This window comes from Actinokineospora sp. NPDC051303 (genome assembly GCF_055586285.1).
On the sequence record NZ_JBVJIN010000024.1, the window covers coordinates 34267 to 51155 of the forward strand.

General features: G+C 67.5%; 15 protein-coding genes. 11 read left to right on the forward strand and 4 right to left on the reverse strand.

What is annotated here, in order from left to right; genetic code table 11:
- Window positions 1-23: 23 nt before the first annotated feature.
- The 6 genes from ACZ6SD_RS19555 (at window position 24) to ACZ6SD_RS19580 (ending at window position 7764) form a co-directional block, all read left to right on the forward strand.
- Window positions 24-1352: a cation:proton antiporter gene (locus ACZ6SD_RS19555; protein WP_465318363.1), complete on the forward strand. Its 1329-nt coding sequence runs from the start codon at window positions 24-26 to the stop codon at window positions 1350-1352.
- Window positions 1353-1608: 256 nt separating this feature from the next.
- Window positions 1609-3162: a HupE/UreJ family protein gene (locus ACZ6SD_RS19560; protein ID WP_465318364.1), complete on the forward strand. Its 1554-nt coding sequence runs from the start codon at window positions 1609-1611 to the stop codon at window positions 3160-3162.
- Window positions 3163-3309: 147 nt separating this feature from the next.
- On the forward strand, window positions 3310-4206 hold the full coding sequence (locus ACZ6SD_RS19565; protein WP_465318365.1) for a metallophosphoesterase family protein: 897 nt from the start codon (window positions 3310-3312) through the stop codon (window positions 4204-4206).
- 109 nt (window positions 4207-4315) lie between these two features.
- On the forward strand, window positions 4316-5617 hold the full coding sequence (locus ACZ6SD_RS19570) for an MFS transporter (RefSeq protein WP_465318366.1): 1302 nt from the start codon (window positions 4316-4318) through the stop codon (window positions 5615-5617).
- Window positions 5614-6672: a TolB family protein gene (locus ACZ6SD_RS19575; RefSeq protein WP_465318367.1), complete on the forward strand. Its 1059-nt coding sequence runs from the start codon at window positions 5614-5616 to the stop codon at window positions 6670-6672. The genes ACZ6SD_RS19570 and ACZ6SD_RS19575 overlap by 4 nt, the downstream gene beginning before the upstream one ends.
- A gap of 147 nt (window positions 6673-6819) precedes the next feature.
- Complete coding sequence (locus ACZ6SD_RS19580; protein ID WP_465318368.1) at window positions 6820-7764, forward strand: Leg1-related protein; 945 nt, start codon at window positions 6820-6822, stop codon at window positions 7762-7764.
- Window positions 7765-7787: 23 nt separating this feature from the next.
- Here the strand turns inward: ACZ6SD_RS19580 and ACZ6SD_RS19585 are convergent, their stop codons facing one another.
- From ACZ6SD_RS19585 to ACZ6SD_RS19595, 3 genes are read right to left on the reverse strand one after another with little or no spacing between them, the layout of a single operon-like run.
- Window positions 7788-9191, reverse strand: coding sequence for a restriction system modified-DNA reader domain-containing protein (locus tag ACZ6SD_RS19585; RefSeq protein ID WP_465318369.1), 1404 nt, complete (start codon window positions 9189-9191; stop codon window positions 7788-7790).
- A 6-nt stretch (window positions 9192-9197) separates the two neighbouring features.
- Complete coding sequence (locus tag ACZ6SD_RS19590; RefSeq protein WP_465318370.1) at window positions 9198-9884, reverse strand: hypothetical protein; 687 nt, start codon at window positions 9882-9884, stop codon at window positions 9198-9200.
- The gene (locus ACZ6SD_RS19595; RefSeq protein ID WP_465318371.1) at window positions 9881-10822 is read right to left on the reverse strand and encodes a ParA family protein; all 942 of its coding nucleotides are present in this window, start codon (window positions 10820-10822) and stop codon (window positions 9881-9883) included. The genes ACZ6SD_RS19590 and ACZ6SD_RS19595 overlap by 4 nt, the downstream gene beginning before the upstream one ends.
- Before the next feature lie 197 nt (window positions 10823-11019).
- Between ACZ6SD_RS19595 and ACZ6SD_RS19600 the strand changes: the two genes are divergently transcribed.
- The 5 genes from ACZ6SD_RS19600 (at window position 11020) to ACZ6SD_RS19620 (ending at window position 15298) form a co-directional block, all read left to right on the forward strand.
- Window positions 11020-11529, forward strand: coding sequence for a DinB family protein (locus tag ACZ6SD_RS19600; protein ID WP_465318372.1), 510 nt, complete (start codon window positions 11020-11022; stop codon window positions 11527-11529).
- Window positions 11530-11874: 345 nt separating this feature from the next.
- Entirely contained in the window at window positions 11875-12225 is a 351-nt protein-coding gene (locus ACZ6SD_RS19605) for a lactococcin 972 family bacteriocin (protein ID WP_465318373.1), read from the forward strand.
- Between the two features lie 105 nt (window positions 12226-12330).
- A complete protein-coding gene (locus ACZ6SD_RS19610; RefSeq protein ID WP_465318374.1) occupies window positions 12331-13317 on the forward strand; it encodes a hypothetical protein in 987 nt (328 codons plus the stop codon).
- Window positions 13314-14642: a hypothetical protein gene (locus ACZ6SD_RS19615; RefSeq protein ID WP_465318375.1), complete on the forward strand. Its 1329-nt coding sequence runs from the start codon at window positions 13314-13316 to the stop codon at window positions 14640-14642. The genes ACZ6SD_RS19610 and ACZ6SD_RS19615 overlap by 4 nt, the downstream gene beginning before the upstream one ends.
- Before the next feature lie 2 nt (window positions 14643-14644).
- Entirely contained in the window at window positions 14645-15298 is a 654-nt protein-coding gene (locus ACZ6SD_RS19620) for an ABC transporter ATP-binding protein (protein ID WP_465318376.1), read from the forward strand.
- Window positions 15299-15425: 127 nt separating this feature from the next.
- Here the strand turns inward: ACZ6SD_RS19620 and ACZ6SD_RS19625 are convergent, their stop codons facing one another.
- On the reverse strand, window positions 15426-16511 hold the full coding sequence (locus ACZ6SD_RS19625; protein ID WP_465318377.1) for a radical SAM protein: 1086 nt from the start codon (window positions 16509-16511) through the stop codon (window positions 15426-15428).
- Between the last annotated feature and the right edge of the window lie 378 nt (window positions 16512-16889).

Genomic DNA, 16889 nt, shown 5'->3' on the forward strand with positions numbered 1-16889 from the left:
CGGTCGCGCGCTCGAAGGAGTCCATGACCATGACCCTGGCCGCGGCGCCGGTCCCGCCCATCGCCCATCACCAACTACTCGTCTTCCTCCTGCAGGTCGGTCTGGTGCTCGGCCTGGCCACCGTCCTGGGCAGGCTCGCCGTCCGGCTGCGGCTGCCCGCGGTCGTCGGCGAACTGCTCGTCGGGGTGCTGCTCGGGCCGTCGCTGCTGGGCTGGGCCGCGCCGGGACTGTCCGCGTGGCTGTTTCCCGCCGAGCAGGGGCAGTTGCACCTGCTCGACGCCGTCGGCCAGGTCGGGGTGCTGCTGCTGGTCGGCATCACCGGCATCCACCTCAACCTCGGCGTGGTCCGCGGGCAGGGGGCGACCGCGGTGCGGACCAGCGCGGGCGGCCTGCTCGTCCCGCTCGGTCTCGGCGTCGCGGTCGGCTACCTGCTGCCCGCGTCGCTGCTCGCGGACTCGGCGAACCGCACGGTGTTCGCGCTGTTCCTCGGGGTGGCGCTGTGTGTGAGCGCCATCCCGGTCATCGCGAAGATCCTGCTGGAGATGCGGCTGCTGCACCGCGACATCGGCCAGCTCACGGTGAGCGCCGCGGCCGTGGACGACGTGGTGGGCTGGCTGCTGCTCTCGGTGGTGTCCGCGATGGCCACCACCGGGGTCCGCGCCGGACAGGTCCTGGTCGCGGTCGGCAGCGTGCTGCTGGTCGTGGTGGTGGCCTACCTGCTTGGCCGCCCCCTCGTCCGGGCCACCCTGCGGGCCGCGAACCGCGCCGCGGACTCCGGTCCCACCGTCGCGGTCGTGTCGATCCTGCTCCTGCTCTCCGCGGCGGCCACGCACGCGATGAAGCTGGAGGCGATCCTCGGCGCGTTCGTGTGCGGCATCCTCATCGGCTCGTCCGGCCTGATCGACCACCAGAAGCTGGCCCCGCTGCGGACCTTCGCGATGGCGGTGCTGGCGCCGGTCTTCTTCGCCACCGCCGGATTGCGCATGGACCTCACCGCGCTGGCCAAGCCGCCGGTGCTCCTGGCGGCCGTCGGCGTCGTCCTGGCCGCGGTCGTCGGCAAGTTCGCGGGCGCCTTCCTCGGCGCGCGGTTCAGCGGCCTGTCCCGCTGGGAGTCGCTGGCGATCGGCGCGGGCCTCAACGCCCGCGGCGTGATCGGCCTGATCGTCGCCATGACCGGCCTGCGGCTGGGTGTGCTGAGCACGGACGCGTTCACCATCGTCGTGCTCGTCGCCATCGTCACTTCCCTGATGACCCCGCCCATCCTGCGCTACGCGCTGCGCAAGATCCCCCAGACGGACGAGGAGCACACCCGCGAGAAATCCTTCGGCGCCTACGCCAAGGAATCCGCCTGACCGCTCGCGACTCGCGGCCCGAACATAAAAGTGAGCGTGATCGGCGACACATCAAAAGTTCATCTGACTGCCGCAGGCCGGAAATGATCAAGATGCGCGGTGCCCGCTTCGGGAGGCTTCGCTCCCCGGCATGACGACCCTCCCCGCCTTAGCCTCTCGGCGTCCCTCTCTCGGACGGCTGCTTCGCGTCGCGCTCGGCGCCGTGCTTCTCGCCGGTGTTCTCCTGTCGTTGACGGGGACGGCAGCCTCAGCGCACGTGGGGCCGACGCAGGGGACGTCCTCGATCCGGCAGGACGGGCCGGTGGTGCGCTACGGGCTGCAAATGGCCTATCAGCGGATGACCGACGCCGCCCTGCTCGGGCCGGTGCCGCCCGAGGAGCAGGAGGCGGAGCGCAAGGCTTTCCTGGTGACGCACCGGGACCGGCTGGCGGCGTATCTCACCGACCGGGTGCGGATCGAGTTGGACGGCGCGCGCTGCGCGGGGGAGTTGGAGAGCACGGGGGTCGCGCTGCGTGAGGCGGTCCACTACGCCCAGGCGCTCCTGGTCTACCGCTGCCCGGCCGCCACCGGCCGGTTCACCGTGCGCTACAACGTTTTCTCCGAGACAGACGCCGTCGGCGCCGACCACACGAGCATTGTCGACTACGAGCTTGGCGGGGGCAGCGGGCGGGACGTCTTCGACGCGGGCCACCACGAACTGCGGGTCGGCGGCGCCGCGGTGAGCGGGCAGTCGGCGGACGTCGAGCAGCCGAGCACGCTGACCTCGCTGGCGCGGTTCGTCGTCCTGGGGGTGGAGCACATCCTGGGCGGCATCGACCACCTGCTTTTCCTGGTGTTGCTGCTGTTGGGCGCGCGGAACTGGGGCGGCGTCATCCGGCTGGTCACCAGTTTCACCGTGGCGCACAGCGTCACGCTCGCGCTGGCCGCGGTGGGCTGGATCGAGATTCCCGCCGAGATCGTGGAACCGCTGATCGCGGCGTCCATTGTGTACGTCGCGGTCGAGAACATCGTGCGCGGCGAGACGCGGTACCGGGTGCTGGTGGTATTCGCCTTCGGTTTGTTGCACGGCCTGGGTTTCGCGAGCGCGATGAGCTTCGACGACCAGTCCGGCGGCCGGTTCATCGGCTCGCTGCTCAGCTTCAACCTCGGCATCGAACTCGGCCAGGTCGCCGTTGTTCTCGTGGTGTTCCCGCTGCTTTTGTTGGCGCGCAAGCAGTCCTGGTCCAAAGCGGCCCAGATCGGCGTCGCCGGGCTGGTCGGCGTCATCGGACTGTGGTGGTTTGTCGAGCGCCTGCTGCCCACCGACGACGAGCCGACCCCGGCGGTGGCCGCCGTCGTGACCGGGGTGTTCACCCCGGTCGCCGACACCTACGTCGACGGCGGCAGCCCGGACGCGAACTTCGGCACGGAAACCCAGGTTGGGGTGGACAATTCCCCCATCAGGCGAACATTTCTCAAGTTCTCCGTGGCCAACCTGCCCGGCCCGGTCAGCAGCGCCAAGCTCCGCGTGCACGTGCGGGACACCCCGGGCGCGGACAGCCACAACGGCGGCGCCGTCCAGGCGATGTCCAGCACCGACTGGTCGGAAACCGGTGTCACGTACAACAACCAGCCCGCCATCGACGGCGTGCCGCTGGGCGCTCTGACCTCGGTCGCGCAAAACACCTGGTACGAAATAGATGTCACCCCGCTGGTCACCGGCAACGGCACGGTCGCCATCGGCCTCACCTCGTCGGGCAACGACGGCGCCGACTACGACTCCCGGGAAACCGGGGCCACCGCGCCGCAACTCGTCATCACCACGGGGTAGCGGGCCGCCGCCCACCCTTGATCATCAAACAAGCCGCGCACTGTTCACCCACCGCTCGCCAAACCGAGCGAACCAAGCAGTGTCGCGGATCTACGGTGCCCCGGATGTGTCACAGGACACATCGGTCAGGTCAGGAAGGAACCAACCATGGCGTTACGGAAACGCAAGGTCGCGTCCGCCGTCACCATCGGCGTCACGCTCGCCGCCACGCTGTTCACCGGCGGCGTGAGCGCTCCGCTGGCTCAGGCGGCCGACCCCGTGCTGGTGGGCGCGGGCGACATCGCCAACTGCGGCACCTCGGGTGACGCGGCCACGGCGAACCTGCTGGACAGCATCGGCGGCACCGTGTTCGCCGCCGGTGACACCGCCTACCCGGACGGCCGCAGCTCCGACTACACCAACTGCTACGGCCCGACCTGGGGCCGCCACAAGTCGCGCACCAGGCCCTCCACCGGCAACCACGAGTACCACACCTCGGGCGCGTCGGGTTACTTCAACTACTTCGGCTCGTCGGCGGGCACCGCGGGCAAGGGGTACTACTCCTACACCCTGGGCAGCTGGCGCGTCATCGTGCTGAACTCCAACTGCTCCCAGGTGTCCTGCTCCACCGGCTCCACCCAGGAGCAGTGGCTGCGGTCCACCCTGTCGTCCAACACGATGCCGTGCGTCGCGGCCGTGTGGCACCACCCGCGCTACACCTCGGGCTCCAGCCACGGCCCGAACACCGCGGTCAAGCCGCTCTACCAGGCGCTCTACGACCACCGCGCCGACGTCATCCTCACCGGGCACAACCACAACTACGAGCGGTTCGCCCAGATGGACGCGAACGGCGCCGTCACCACCAGTGGCGTGCGGCAGTTCGTGGCGGGCATGGGCGGCACTGGCCTGAACGGGTTCAGCACCATCCAGACCGGCAGCCAGGCCCGCAACAGCAGCGCCTGGGGCGTGCTCAAGCTGACCCTGCACTCCAGCAGCTACACCTGGCAGTTCGTGCCGGTCGCGGGTCAGTCCTACTCCGACAGCGGCACCACCGCCTGCCACTGATCAGCTACCAGTCACCAGTGATCAGTGAGTGAAAGACCGGCGGGTGCCCTGGCCGCTCTCCAGGGCACCCGCCACCCATAATGCCCATCCTCGACGGAGGTTGCCGCCGATGTACCTGTCCTCCATCGACAAACCCGCGACCCGTGACCCGGATTCCGGCGGGTCGAGGCGGCGCGGGCTGACGCTGGTCGGCTCCAACGTCTTCGCGCTGGGCACGGTCAGCCTGATCACCGACATCTCCAGCGAGATGGTCACCGCGATCCTGCCGATCTACCTGGTGGTCGGCTTGTCGCTGAGTCCGCTGGCCTATGGCGTGGTGGACGGGGTGTACACCGGCGCGACCGCGCTGCTGCGGCTGGTCGGCGGGTATGTCGCCGACCGCGTCCGGCGCCGCAAGCTGGTCGCTGGCATCGGGTACGGGCTGTCCGCCGCGGCCAAGCTCGGCCTGCTCGCCGCGGGCCGGTCAGCGACCGCGATCGGCTTCGTCATCGCGGCGGACCGGGCGGGCAAGGGCCTGCGCACCGCGCCGCGCGACGCGCTGATCACCTTGTCCAGCCCGCCCGACGCGCTGGGCCGCGCGTTCGGCGTGCACCGGACCATGGACGGCATCGGCGCGTTCCTCGGCCCGATCGTGGCGCTGGGCGTGCTCGCCGCGGCGGGCGGGGCCTTCGACGCCGTGCTGTTCACCAGTTTCTGCGTCGGCGCCATGGCCGTGCTGGTGCTGGTGCTGTTCGTCCGCGACCACCGCGAGACCCGGCCGGCCGCGAGCGCCGTGTCGCCGCGGGCCGCGCTGAACCTGCTGCGGATGGCGCCGGTCCGCACGCTGCTGCTGGCCGCCTGCCTGCTGGGCTTCAGCGTGATCGGCGACGGGTTCGTCTACCTGCTGCTGCAGAAGCGCGAGCAGATCGCGGTTGGCTGGTTCCCGCTGATGGCGGTCGGCACCAGCCTGGTGTATCTGCTGGCGGCCTTCCCGCTAGGCGTGCTGGCCGACCGAGTCGGGCGGGTGCCGGTGGTGCTCGCTGGCTACACCGCGCTGATCGGGGTGTACCTGCTGTTGTTCGGGCCGCTCGGCGGCTGGCCGTTGATCGTCGCGGTGCTCACCCTGTACGGCCTGTTCTACGCCGCGACCGACGGCGTGCTGATGGCGCTGGCGGGCCCGGTGCTGCCGGAGCGGCTGCGCGCCACCGGCATCGCGCTGATCCAGACCGGGCAGGCGCTGTCCTACCTGGTGTCCTCGGTGCTGTTCGGCCTGGCCTGGCAGACCTGGGGGCCCGAGACGGCCAGCCGGATCGCGGCCGTCGCCGTCGCGGTGGCCGTCGTGGCGACCGCCCTGCTTCTCAAGACCCGTCCCAGCAAGACCGCCAGCACGACCTCCAGCAAGACCGACGACAAGCCCGAGGTGACCGCATGACCGAGCAGACCACCGCAGAAGCCCAGCAGACCGCCAGTCCGGATCAGGGCCCCGCCGGGGCCCGCCCTCGGCCGGGCGGCCGGGCGCGGATCGTGGTCGCCGTGGTGGTCGCCATCGGCCTCGCGGCGGCCGTGGTCGGCTACGTCGCGTTCCGCGGCGGCCAGGAGCACCAGCCGGACGCGCCGGTCACCGTGGCGAAGCCGGTGTCCCTGGAGCCGGGGCCGCGCCTGCTGAGCCTGACCGCCACCGGCCAGGTCACCAGCCTGTCCACTGTGGACAGCGCGGAGCCGCGCGCGGTCTCCGACGTCAAGTGCGACCGGATCTACGCCGCGGCCGGGACGGGCGCCTGCCTGCGGCTGGACGGCGTGCTCGCCACCGTCGAACTGGTGTTGCTGGACAAGGACCTCAAGCCGAGGGAGACCCACCAGGTGACCGGCCTGCCCAACCGGGTCCGGGTCTCGCCGAGCGGCCGGATGGTGGGCTGGACCTTGTTCGTGGACGGCGACGGCTACGCCGATCTGGACTTCTCCACCCGCACCGGCATCTGGGACACCCAAACCGGCGAGCGGGTGGACACCATGGAGTCGTTCGAGGTCGTCAAGGACGGCGTGCCCTTCCGCTCCGCGGACCTGAATTTCTGGGGCGTCACGTTCACCAAGGACGACAACAAGTTCTACGCCACCATGCACGCCGACAAGCACCGCTACCTGGTCGAGGGCGACTTCGCCGCGAAGCGGGTCACGGTGCTCAAGGACGTGGTCGAGTGCCCGTCGCTGTCCCCGGACGGCACCCGCGTCGCGTTCAAGGAGGCCGTCCGCGGCGACTACACCGAGGGCTGGCGCCTGTCGGTCCTCGACCTGGCGACCATGAAGGTCACCCACACCGCGGAGACCAACAGCGTCGACGACCAGGCGGCCTGGCTGGACAACAACACCCTCGGCTACGCGTTGCGCCGCAGCGACGGCACCCCCGACCTGTGGACCGTGCCCGCCGACGGCTCCGGCCAGCCGACCCTGCGCCTCAAAGACGCCAGCTCCCCGGCGGCACTGGGCTGACCCCGGGAGACCGGGCCTGACCGCCGACCGGGTGATCAGGCCCGGTCTCCCTGTTGCCACTCACCCGCGGGCCGGTGACACTGACGTCTTGACCGTGCGCCACTCGGCAAGCGGCCGACCGGCCACCGTCGCGGAGGAGTGTCGCCCATGGGCCACCCGAAAGAGCTGGCGGCGCTGGATCTGCATTCGGTCTGGACGACGGCGGCGGAGCTGACCGGGACGTTCGACCCGTTCCGCTTCGAGCAGCGGATGGCCGCCTACCGGCTGATGATCGACAACACCAACGCGGGCGATCGCTTCGGCGCCGACAACCGGCGGAACCCGTTGTGGAGCCTGATGTTCCAGCACCAGTGGCAGTACCGCACCGGCAGACTGGGCGCGCGCAGCAGACAGGACGGTCGAATCGACCCGGACTCGCCGTGGGGCTACGGCAACTACACGCTCTGCGTCATCCCATGGTTGGCCGCCGTCGCCGCCGGGGTGGCGCCCGCCCTGCCCGTCGCCGACCCGCCCACTCGGTCCCGTTTCCGCTACGTGACCGGCGCCGCGGTGCCGGAGGAACTCGCGGGCGCGGTAACCGACTGGCGCGCCTACTTCGCCCTGGTAAGCGGTTCCGGCCCGACGACGGACCCGGAACCAGCGCGCCTGGCCCTGTGGAAAGCGCACAAAACCTGCCTGGACGTCGTGGTCGACGCGATCACGACCGTCGACGCGGCACCCTGGCCCGAACTGGAGATGACCTTCCTGCGCGGCTGGTGCCGCATGGTCGACTACCTGTGGGTGGCGGCCTGGCCCACCGACTTTGATTTCATGACCGCGCACGGCCTCGACGTGCTGCCCGAGTCACTGCTCACCACACCCGAGGACGTGCGCGCCCTGCCGCCCAAGGTCCGCCGCAATGTCGGCAACGTTCTCAAGCTGGCCGTCACCCCCAACTGGCGCTACCACCTCAACCTGCTGCTGTGGAAGCGAATTATGCGCACCCGCGAGGCCCGCGACCAGGTGCTGCCACTCCTCGGCGCCGTGTTCGAGTCCCGGCCGGACAACGCCGCCGACCGCCGCAAGCTGATCGCCTACCTGCTGCGCCCCTGACCACCGCCTGCCCGGCCGGTCGGTCACACCGGATCGCGGTACCGGTGCAGCGTGTTGTTGAACCTCCGGAGCTTGTCGACCGCGTCCTCGGACACCGGGTCGGGATGGAAGTGCATCACCTTGTTCCGGATGATGCGGATCTCCTCCAGCCGATTGATGAAGATGGACCGGTCCAGCGGCCACCCCAGCTTCTCCCAGATGTCCTTGTTCTCCAGAACACGTTGGTAATCGCCGAAGGAGAGGTCGTCGAAGCTGCTGATCTTCCTGCCGCATAGCGGCTTGACGGTCTCGATGTCCAGGGTGCGGCTCAAGATCCAGCGTAGTGTCTGGTCCAACTCGCCCACTTGGAAGAACGGCGTGGCCATCTCGCCGTAGCGCTGCGCCACGTCGGCCGTCGTGACGATGCCCTTGACCGCCTTGCTCTCGTCCAGCACGAACACGAACTCGCGCTGTTGCAGTGTGGGAAGAACCTCGAAGAGATCGCGATCGTAGGAGACGACCTCCACCTGGGTCTCGATCGCGTCGGCGACGCTCGCGCCGGGCTTCCCCTGCATCGCCTGGGTGATCGAGCGCCACGTCACGGCGCCACGCACGTTCCGGAGTCCACTGAGGACGGCCAGTTGGGAATAGTCGTTGAGGACCATCTTGGTGATCGCTTCTTCGAGCGTGCTGTTGGGCCCGACGGATTCCACACCGCGAAGCGGGGACAGGTTTCCCACCGTCAGGCGGACGTTCAGGTCGCCGTCCTCGTCGTCCTCGACCACCGGCAGTTCGTCCATATCGGACGGTTCAGCCTTCGCGGTCTCCTGGGCGTCGTCCGGCGGCGTGGTCAGCGACACCACGGTGTCGAGAGTCACCGCTCGGAAGCTGGGCGAGGTGACCAGACCGTGGTTGGCCAGGTCCGCCTCGATCTGGCTGACCTGGTCGCCGCGGTCCGTGGCTCCCCAGAGCCCCAGCAGTTCGCGGACGGAGACGCGTTCAGGGTCCTTGCTGTCGGCGCGGTCGCGCGCTTGCCTGAGGCGCTCGTGAAGGCGCTGACGCGCCTTGTCCTCGGTTTGCCGGTGGGCCGCGGCCGTCGCCGACGAGATCGTCTGGTCGAGCAGTTCTTGGCGCACCGCGTCCAGCAAGCGATTCTGGTCGACCACCTGCCACGCCCGCCAACCGTCGACCGCCCGCATTCTCGCCGCCACCATGGCCGCCCGGGAGGGCGAGCGGAACTCCTCGCCCGCGGGTTCGAGCCGAATCCGGCCGCTGTCGGTCACTGTCGCGTCGTAGGTGGCGCCGATGCGATTGCGCTTGAACCTGAGCTTCGCGCCCGCGGGGATCAGACCGGCCTCCAGCAGGTCGGAAACCGTGACGCGGCGACCGTCGATCAGGTACATCGAGCGCCCGCCCGCCTGGTCGTCTCCCACCGTCTCAGCCGCCACCGGGGCTCACCATTTCCGCAGCCCGGCGAACTTGCGCCGGGCGCCGATCGCCTGCTTGAGCACCCTTTTCTCCAGCTCGGCCCGGCTCAAGCGGGTCACCCGGGTGAGCTGCAACTCGGCGGCGACGGCGAGCAGGCTCTCCCGGTCGAGGCGCTGCGCGCGCAGGTACTCGGCGCCTTCCTCCTCGGTGTCGGCTTCGCGCAGGCGCGCGGCGACGGCCGCCACGTCGGCACTCGGCTGAGCGGTTCCCGTTTCCTGGGGGGCGGCTTGAGGTTCGGTCTCCGCGCCACCGCTGACCGGGACGACCGGAGCAGGCTCGTCCCGGACCTTCCCGGCTTGGTCCAAGCCGTGATTGGCAAGGAGGTCCATGAGCGCGGCGCGGGTGAGCTTGCTGTACCCGCGCAGGCCCCACCGCTTGGCCACCTGGCGCAGGTCGCCCGCCAGCAGCCCGGCCGCTTGCAAGTACCGTCGACGTTCTTGTTCCGACGTCAGCATTTCCAGGTCCCGCGACGCCTGTCGCGGATCGTGGGAGGGCGTCGGGGCGGGACGTGCCGCGCGCGGGGTGTCACCGGCGTCGAGAGTGGCCAGTGCCACCGTCCTGTCGACAATCGCGTCCAATGTGGCCTCGTCCTGTTGTTCCAGGAACTCGAACCACCGGGCCTGTAGGGCGATGAACCTCTTCAGGTCGCTCACCGGTCCTCACCCGCAATCGAGAGCGCGTTCAGGACCTCGTCGACCAGTTGGTCGAACTCGTCATGGGCGTCGTCCCTGCCGGTGGCGCGCAGCATCGCGGGCACACCGCTCTCACCGGCGGCGACGAAGTGGCGCGGGCTGTTGCGGATTTTGCTCTCCAGCACCGGGACTTTCGAGTTCAGCCGCACTTCTTCGACGTAAGCGTGCTGGACGGCGGTCAACTGCTGCGAGTAGATCTGCACCATCGTGAAGACCACGCCCAAGATGCTCGGGTCGATCGGTCCATGGTCCCGGGCGCCGCCCTTGTGCTCGACGTAGTCGTTGAACTCCCGCACGAGCGCGGCGCAATTGCCCACCAGGTAGTCCAATCCCAACGTGGACAGGTAGTCCGCCTTGGCGGGCACGAGGATGTGCTCGCTGGCGACGATCGCCGTCTTGGTGACGAGCCCGAAGTTCGGGGCGCAGTCGATGAGCACCAGGTCGTACTGCGCGAAGTAGTCGTCGGCGAGCGCGCGCCGCAGACAGCCGTGCAGGTCCAGAAACTTCCGCTTCGACCCGTCGAGCGTCGTCGTTCCGCCCAGCCGGGCGGCGAGTTGGAGGTCAATGTCGATGAGACCGAGGTGGGAGGAGATCAGGTCGAGCCTGCCCCCGGTGTCGTCAAGGGCATTGTTGACCCGCTCCGGCGTGACGACCAGGTCGGCCAGCGAGACGTCCCGCCCGAGGTTTTCCGCCTCGTACCACCGCTTGATAGTGCGGTTTTCCTTGAGTTGGTTGTGCCAATCGTCGATGGAGAAGAACGAGAAGGTCAGATTGGTCTGCGGATCAAGGTCGAGGAGCAGCACCCGCAAGCCGCGGCTCGCGGCGACCGCCCCGAGATTCGCGGTGAGCGTCGTCTTTCCCACCCCGCCCTTGTAGTTCATGACCGCCATGACCCGCATACGCTCTCCCCCGGTAACCTCGTGCCCAACGGCGCGAGCGAGCATCCGTCGATCGCTCGCCGATCCAACCCGGAGACCTTCGCAGACACCGCGCGTTCAAAGCAACCGTCGAACATTCACATCGACGCAGCGTGCGCTATGCGATAGGCCATTTGCCGTACCCATACGTCCGATCCAGTGAGAACGGAGTGCGACCCATGAGCACCGAACGAATTACCGACGGCTCCGAACGGGCGATCATCGAGAACATGCTCGACCGCAACCGCGAAGCCCTGATCGAGACCGCGCGCGGCCTCTCCGACGCCGACGCCCGCCGCAGGCTCGTCGCTTCGCTGACAACCCCGATCTCACTGATCAAACATGCCGCGGCCGCGGAACGGATCTGGTTTCAGCGATTCTGGGCGGGTCTGGCGGAATCCGAATGCGATGGGTACTCGAACCGGGACGAGGGCACTTTCGCCGTCGCTGACGACGAGACGTTGGCCGATGTGATAGCCGAGTTCACCCGCGCGAGCGAGCGGTCACGCGAGATCGCGGCCCGCTTCGACCTGGACGACACCAAGGACAACCCCCGTGAGGGAACGGTCAGCATGCGCTGGACGCTGCTCGCCATGATCGAAGAGTTCGCCCGCCACGCCGGACACGGCGACATCCTTCGTGAACAGATCGATCAAAAGACCGCCGCCGGGCCTGCTCGGAGCAGGTGAGACCGGGTGTCATCATTTTGAGTGAAGATGAGGGTTGGAGTGTCGGCCGGTTGCGGTTACTTGGTAAAGTCGGTCGTCACTGGGGAAGCAAAAGTGGGGAGCTTTCGTTGACCATCGACGTCATGATTAGGTGAGCGAGACTCGCTCGTCACCTCGTTCCATTTTTGGATGAAGTCTTCGGCTGGCCGGTCCCCAATGGGCCGAAAAGTCGAGGTAAACGACTGCCTACAACCGTTCTGACCGTCGAGGAACGTGTCCGATTCCCATACGCTAGGGGCGCGTTTTTTTCCACCGTATCGGGGAATGGCCGGTCAGCGGAAATCAATCCGGAAAGGGTGAGAAGTCTTGTCGACAAGTTTGCGAACCCTGAAGACCCGAACCGCGAAGGCGGCATCGATCGCCTCGGTGGCGCTGTTCATGACGATCGGGGCGGCCCCGGCCGCGCAGGCGGCTCCGGAGAGCGTCTTGGGCTGCTCGAATGTCAGTGGTGGCACGTGGTGTCAAGGCACGGCGGCGGACGGCACGCTCAAGAGATGCTACTCCAACTATGTGCACCCGGCGAATTACCACAGTTCGACGGCGTCCATGGCGGGCGGCGTCTCCAAGCGGTTCGCCAACGCGGGGTACTGGTCTTATGCCGGTGTCACGGCGGGCTGGGCCTACACCTGCAACACCTACTACGACCCCAGCGCCTGAGAAAGCTCAAGAAAGCCGCTGAGTTCGATGGGGCCGCGTCAGTGTCGGGCCCGGTGTTCCTGGGGCCGACACTGACGCGGATCCTGATAATGAGAGTGAATATTTGTGAGACTGCCCCTCGCCATCCTCTTCATGGGGGTCCTCCTCGCTATCCCCGTGGTTCTGCTGGCGGACGCCATGTTCGAGCGGGAATCGCAGAGCGCGAGCGCCGCGAATCGGGTCGGCGCCCAGTTCGTCTGGCCCGAGCATCCACGCGTGGCCGATCCCGAGGTGGCGCTGCGCATCCTCGCCGAGGCGGCCACGACGAGTGGTTCCAACGTCCTGCGCACCGAGGTGAACACGCCCCGGTCCGAACGGAAGCGCATCAGGCACTACATCTTCATGGGGCGGGACCGGACCGCCCTGTTCGATGAGTTCACCCTGGTGGCGGGGCGCTGGCTGAGCCCGATCGAGTCGCGCGAGGGCACGGCGGCGGTCTCGTCGGCGCGTGCGGGCGCCAGCGGCAACGTGGGGGTGCCCGCGGTCTTCGGCGACCGGTACGAACTCACGTTCGCACCGCTGCGGCACGCCTTCGACTCCTTGCCCAGCCCCGGCCGCTACATAGTCGAGTCCCCGGACAGCGCCGCGACCCACCGCTTTCTCGCCATCGTCCACCAGCGAGTGGTCGAGGCGGGAGTCATCGATGTGACCACCGCGGACCTGACGGCGGAGCACATCCGCGCCCCTGCCGCGAGTCAGCCGAATCTGAAAATCCTGGCATACGTCCTCGCGGGCGTGGCCACGCTGGTCATCGCCTTCGTCTTCCTGCGCGAGGGGAAGCGAATCGGCGTGCTGCGGTTGGTCGGCCATTCCGCGCTGCGCATCTGGTTCGCCCTCGTCGGGAAATTGCAGGCCGTGTCATTCCTCATCGGCCTGAGCGCCTGCGCGCTCGTCGCCCTCGTCGTCCCCGGTGTGGACGACGTGTTCGTGCGCACCCTCGCGGTCGCGTTTGTCCAGGTGGCGCTGGTGGGCTGCGCGGCGACGATGAGTGTGGGGCTGGTCGTCATCAACCGTGTGAAAGTCTCGGACCTCATCAAGGGAAGCCTGTCGTGAACGATCAGACGTGGTCGGCCGATCACCCGCGCACTCGTTCCTCCTTCGGCATGGCGATCGCGCTGCCCGCTGTCCTGAAAGCCCTGTGCGGGGCGGTTTTGGCCGTGCTGGTCGTCGTGACGTGGGGGCAGTTCGCCGATCTGCGCGAACGGCGGGAACTGATGGCGAACTGGGAAAACGTCCACGACTACGCGATCTTCTATCCGCGGCTCGTGGGGGACGACCGGCACGAACTGGAGACCGGGGGCCACGCCTCGACGGTCGCGGAGGCACGGGAGCTGTATCCCGTCCTCGACGCCGCGGGCGCGGTCTACGTCGACGCCGTCAACTACCACCCGGGCGTGCCGAAGGACCTCGCATCGCCTTGGCCCGCGCCGCCGATCCGGGTGAACACCAACTATCTCAAGCAGTACCCGATCATGGACAGTTCGGGGAAGGCGATCGACGTCAAGGACGACGAGTGGGCCTGGGTGGTCGCCGTGCCGGACCGGTTCAAGCCGCGCGAAGCGCAAATTCGCGCCCTGTTGCACGACATGCGGGCAGGCGGGCAGGGGATCACCGGCGCCGTGCAGGCGGAGAACCGAATAAGCGGGGAACGCGTGCCGGAGCGGTTCACCCAACAGGACATCCGCATCATCTGGACGGCCTCGGGACAGCGAGTCTTCAGCTTCGACCCCCAGGTCAACCCCCACCAGGGAAACATGATCACCGATCCGGTCATCGAGATCATGACGCCCGCGAACAGCTTGACCGTTGATCGGCTCAACTCGATCACCGGCAGCCTGGACACGGCGTTGAAGGTTCGAGTCGCCGGTGACCCCGCCGCGGCCTTGGCCAACCTGACCCCGGTGCTGAAAAAACTCAAACTTGACGACAATCTGCGCCATCTCGTGAGCGTTCACGACGCCATGGGCGCTCAGGTCGGCGAGGTCCGGAGCGCCATCGCGCAGGTCGCGGCGTTCGCGGTCGGGGCGTTGCTCGTGCTGGTGGTGTTGAACGCGACGATGGTGGTCATCGGCTCCGACCGGCTACGCAGAAGGCTTATCGTGCGCAGACTCCACGGTGTCGGTTTCACCCGTTCCTACCGAGAATTGCTCCTCGTTCTCGCGGGCACGTGGCTGGCGCAGACTCTTATCGCGGGCGCCGTGGTCGTGGCCGCGGTGAGCACGTTGTCGATGCCCGCCGACAATGTGAATCCCTACGCCTATCTGCCCGAACTTCTGGCCGTGGCCGCCGCGTCACTGATGGTCGAGGCTCTCCTCGTGATCGTGACCGCACGCATCGTGGAACGCCGGAACATGGTCAAGCGATTGAAGGAGTTCTAGTCGTGAAGTTCTGCTGCGAACTACTGGGCGTCACCAAAAGCTATGGCAAGCGCACGGTCTTGGACGAGTTCACTCTCCAGATCAAGGCGGGCGAGTTCATCGCCATCACCGGCGCGAGCGGAACGGGAAAGTCCACCGTTCTCAACCTGATCGGCTTGCTGGATTCCCCCGACACGGGCGAGGTTCGACTACTCGGCAACAAGGCCCCAGGCCCGCACACCCGCGCCGCGAACCACCTTCGCCGTTCCCACCTGGGATACCTGTTCCAAAACTTCGCCCTCATCGACAACGAGTCCGTCGCCCACAACCTCGACATCGCTCTCACCTACGCGGGCCGAGGAACCCCGAAGCGCGGCCGCATCGCCCGGGCCCTCACCCAAGTCGGGCTGCCCGGCGCCGAAAACCGCAAAATCTCCTCCCTGTCCGGCGGCGAACAACAACGAGTAGCCGTGGCAAGACTCCTGCTGAAACCCTGCGACATCATCCTGGCAGACGAGCCAACCGGCTCCCTGGACTCCAAAAACCGCACCATCGTGCTCAACCTCCTCCACGACCTCAACGAATCAGGAAAAACGATAATCGTCGCGACTCACGACGATATCGTGGCCAGCCACTGCTCCCGACTGGTGAACCTGTCCACTCCAGTGCACGCGTGATCCTGCGTACCGTATTCTGTTTACCCAAGAATCCAGTCTCTGGCGGTGTTGGGTACGACGAAGCCGCCGGGTCAGCACTGCCCAGTGACCGAATCGATGTCCAGGACCTGGGCCTCGTGCTTGACAGTCATGGAGCGGATTTACCAGGATTGGTCAGTGATTTGTACTCCGCGTCGCGGAGGGCTTGCACCTCGGCCCTTAGGGGACTGATCAGAAACTCGGGAAGCGGTAGACACAGGTCCATGCGCTGCACACAGATACCGACCCGATATATGCCGGTGCGGTCGTAGTAGAGGCGCACGCCGTAGAATCCCTCCTGGCAATCGGTGTCATTGTTGAACGGACAGCTTGCGCAGGTCTCCGGAAGCCTGACCGGACGAATGTGTTTGGCATGGACGCGCCGTCCCTCCGGGAGTTGATAGGAGGTGCGCGCGCTTGACGACCCCGCGGTGATGTGCTCGGCCTCGCGAGTAGCGCCACGCTCCGCCAGGACTCGCGCGACCGCGTCCACCGAAGCGTTTCCGTGTTCTAGGGACGTTAGCAGTCGAACTTCCAGGTGCGGGGAGTACTCGTCCAGTAACCTATGCACGCGAGGGATGTGGTCGTCATCCAGTACGACGATGTTGGCTCTCGCGTCGATTCCCTGTTCCTGACATACCTCGATAGACCTCTTCAGAGCAGCCAGTTTCCGCTCTGCCCTGACGGTGTCGCGCAATCGCTCGTGTTGCACGGCCGCCAACTCGTCCGCGGTCGTGCCGAAGATGGAGAAGTTCACCCGATCTAGACCAGCTGCGGCGCAAGCCGGGAGTACCTGCTCGCCGAGCTCGCCGTTGGACGTCATTCTGACCTGGAGACCGGTGTCGGCGGCGATCCGGGTCAATCGGGCAACAGCAGGATGCAAGGTGGGTTCACCTCCGGTCAGGTGGACCTCGGTGACGTTGATGGCCGCGGTCAGAGCCGCCAACGCGTTAGCGAAGCGCGCGTCAGCAGGAATCGGCGCTGGCAGAAACCCCGCGCCGTTGGACGCGGCGTAGATCGACACTCGCCCGCTGGGGCCGGAAGCGACGAACTTCCCGACCTTACGGCGATTGTCTACCGCCACCGGCGTGCCCTCGTTGTGACAGAAAGTGCAGGTCAAACCACAAGCATCGATAATTTTGACCCGAAGGGCGGAGTCTTTGACGACCTCGATCGGCACTGAGGGAGTTGCCATCGGCTTGTTCCTTTCTTTGGTTAAGTCAGGAGGGCCGGGCGCGGCGGTGACGTGCCGCCGCGCCCGGTGCCCTCAGTGGGCGGCTCCGGAGCATGGAGCCACCCCACCCGGGCGAACGGGGGTGGGAAGGTGACTCAGGAGCGAGTGTCGGTAGTGCCGCCAGAGCCACCGGAACGGGTGGTCGGGTTGGTCGTGGTCATTTCGCACCCCCTTTCCTCAGGACGTCGTAGATTCGATCGAACGGGCCGTATCCCCTGTAACAGCAGGTGACGGGCCTTCTGGTTGTTTCCCGCTCCCCGGTTCCGGGGACGACGAAAGCATGTGGGGCCGCCGCTGCGTGAGCGCTGCACAGGCTGTGATCGCGGGTCGGTGTCTGCT

Excerpts from the sequence above, each read along its gene's own strand:
- ACZ6SD_RS19625 (WP_465318377.1), bottom strand. The coding sequence starts at position 16,511 with ATGGCAACTCCCTCAGTGCCGATCGAGGTCGTCAAAGACTCCGCCCTT.
- ACZ6SD_RS19580 (WP_465318368.1), top strand. The coding sequence starts at position 6,820 with ATGGGCCACCCGAAAGAGCTGGCGGCGCTGGATCTGCATTCGGTCTGG.
- ACZ6SD_RS19575 (WP_465318367.1), top strand. The coding sequence starts at position 5,614 with ATGACCGAGCAGACCACCGCAGAAGCCCAGCAGACCGCCAGTCCGGAT.
- ACZ6SD_RS19600 (WP_465318372.1), top strand. The coding sequence starts at position 11,020 with ATGAGCACCGAACGAATTACCGACGGCTCCGAACGGGCGATCATCGAG.
- ACZ6SD_RS19555 (WP_465318363.1), top strand. The coding sequence starts at position 24 with ATGACCATGACCCTGGCCGCGGCGCCGGTCCCGCCCATCGCCCATCAC.
- ACZ6SD_RS19595 (WP_465318371.1), bottom strand. The coding sequence starts at position 10,822 with ATGCGGGTCATGGCGGTCATGAACTACAAGGGCGGGGTGGGAAAGACG.
- ACZ6SD_RS19570 (WP_465318366.1), top strand. The coding sequence starts at position 4,316 with ATGTACCTGTCCTCCATCGACAAACCCGCGACCCGTGACCCGGATTCC.
- ACZ6SD_RS19565 (WP_465318365.1), top strand. The coding sequence starts at position 3,310 with ATGGCGTTACGGAAACGCAAGGTCGCGTCCGCCGTCACCATCGGCGTC.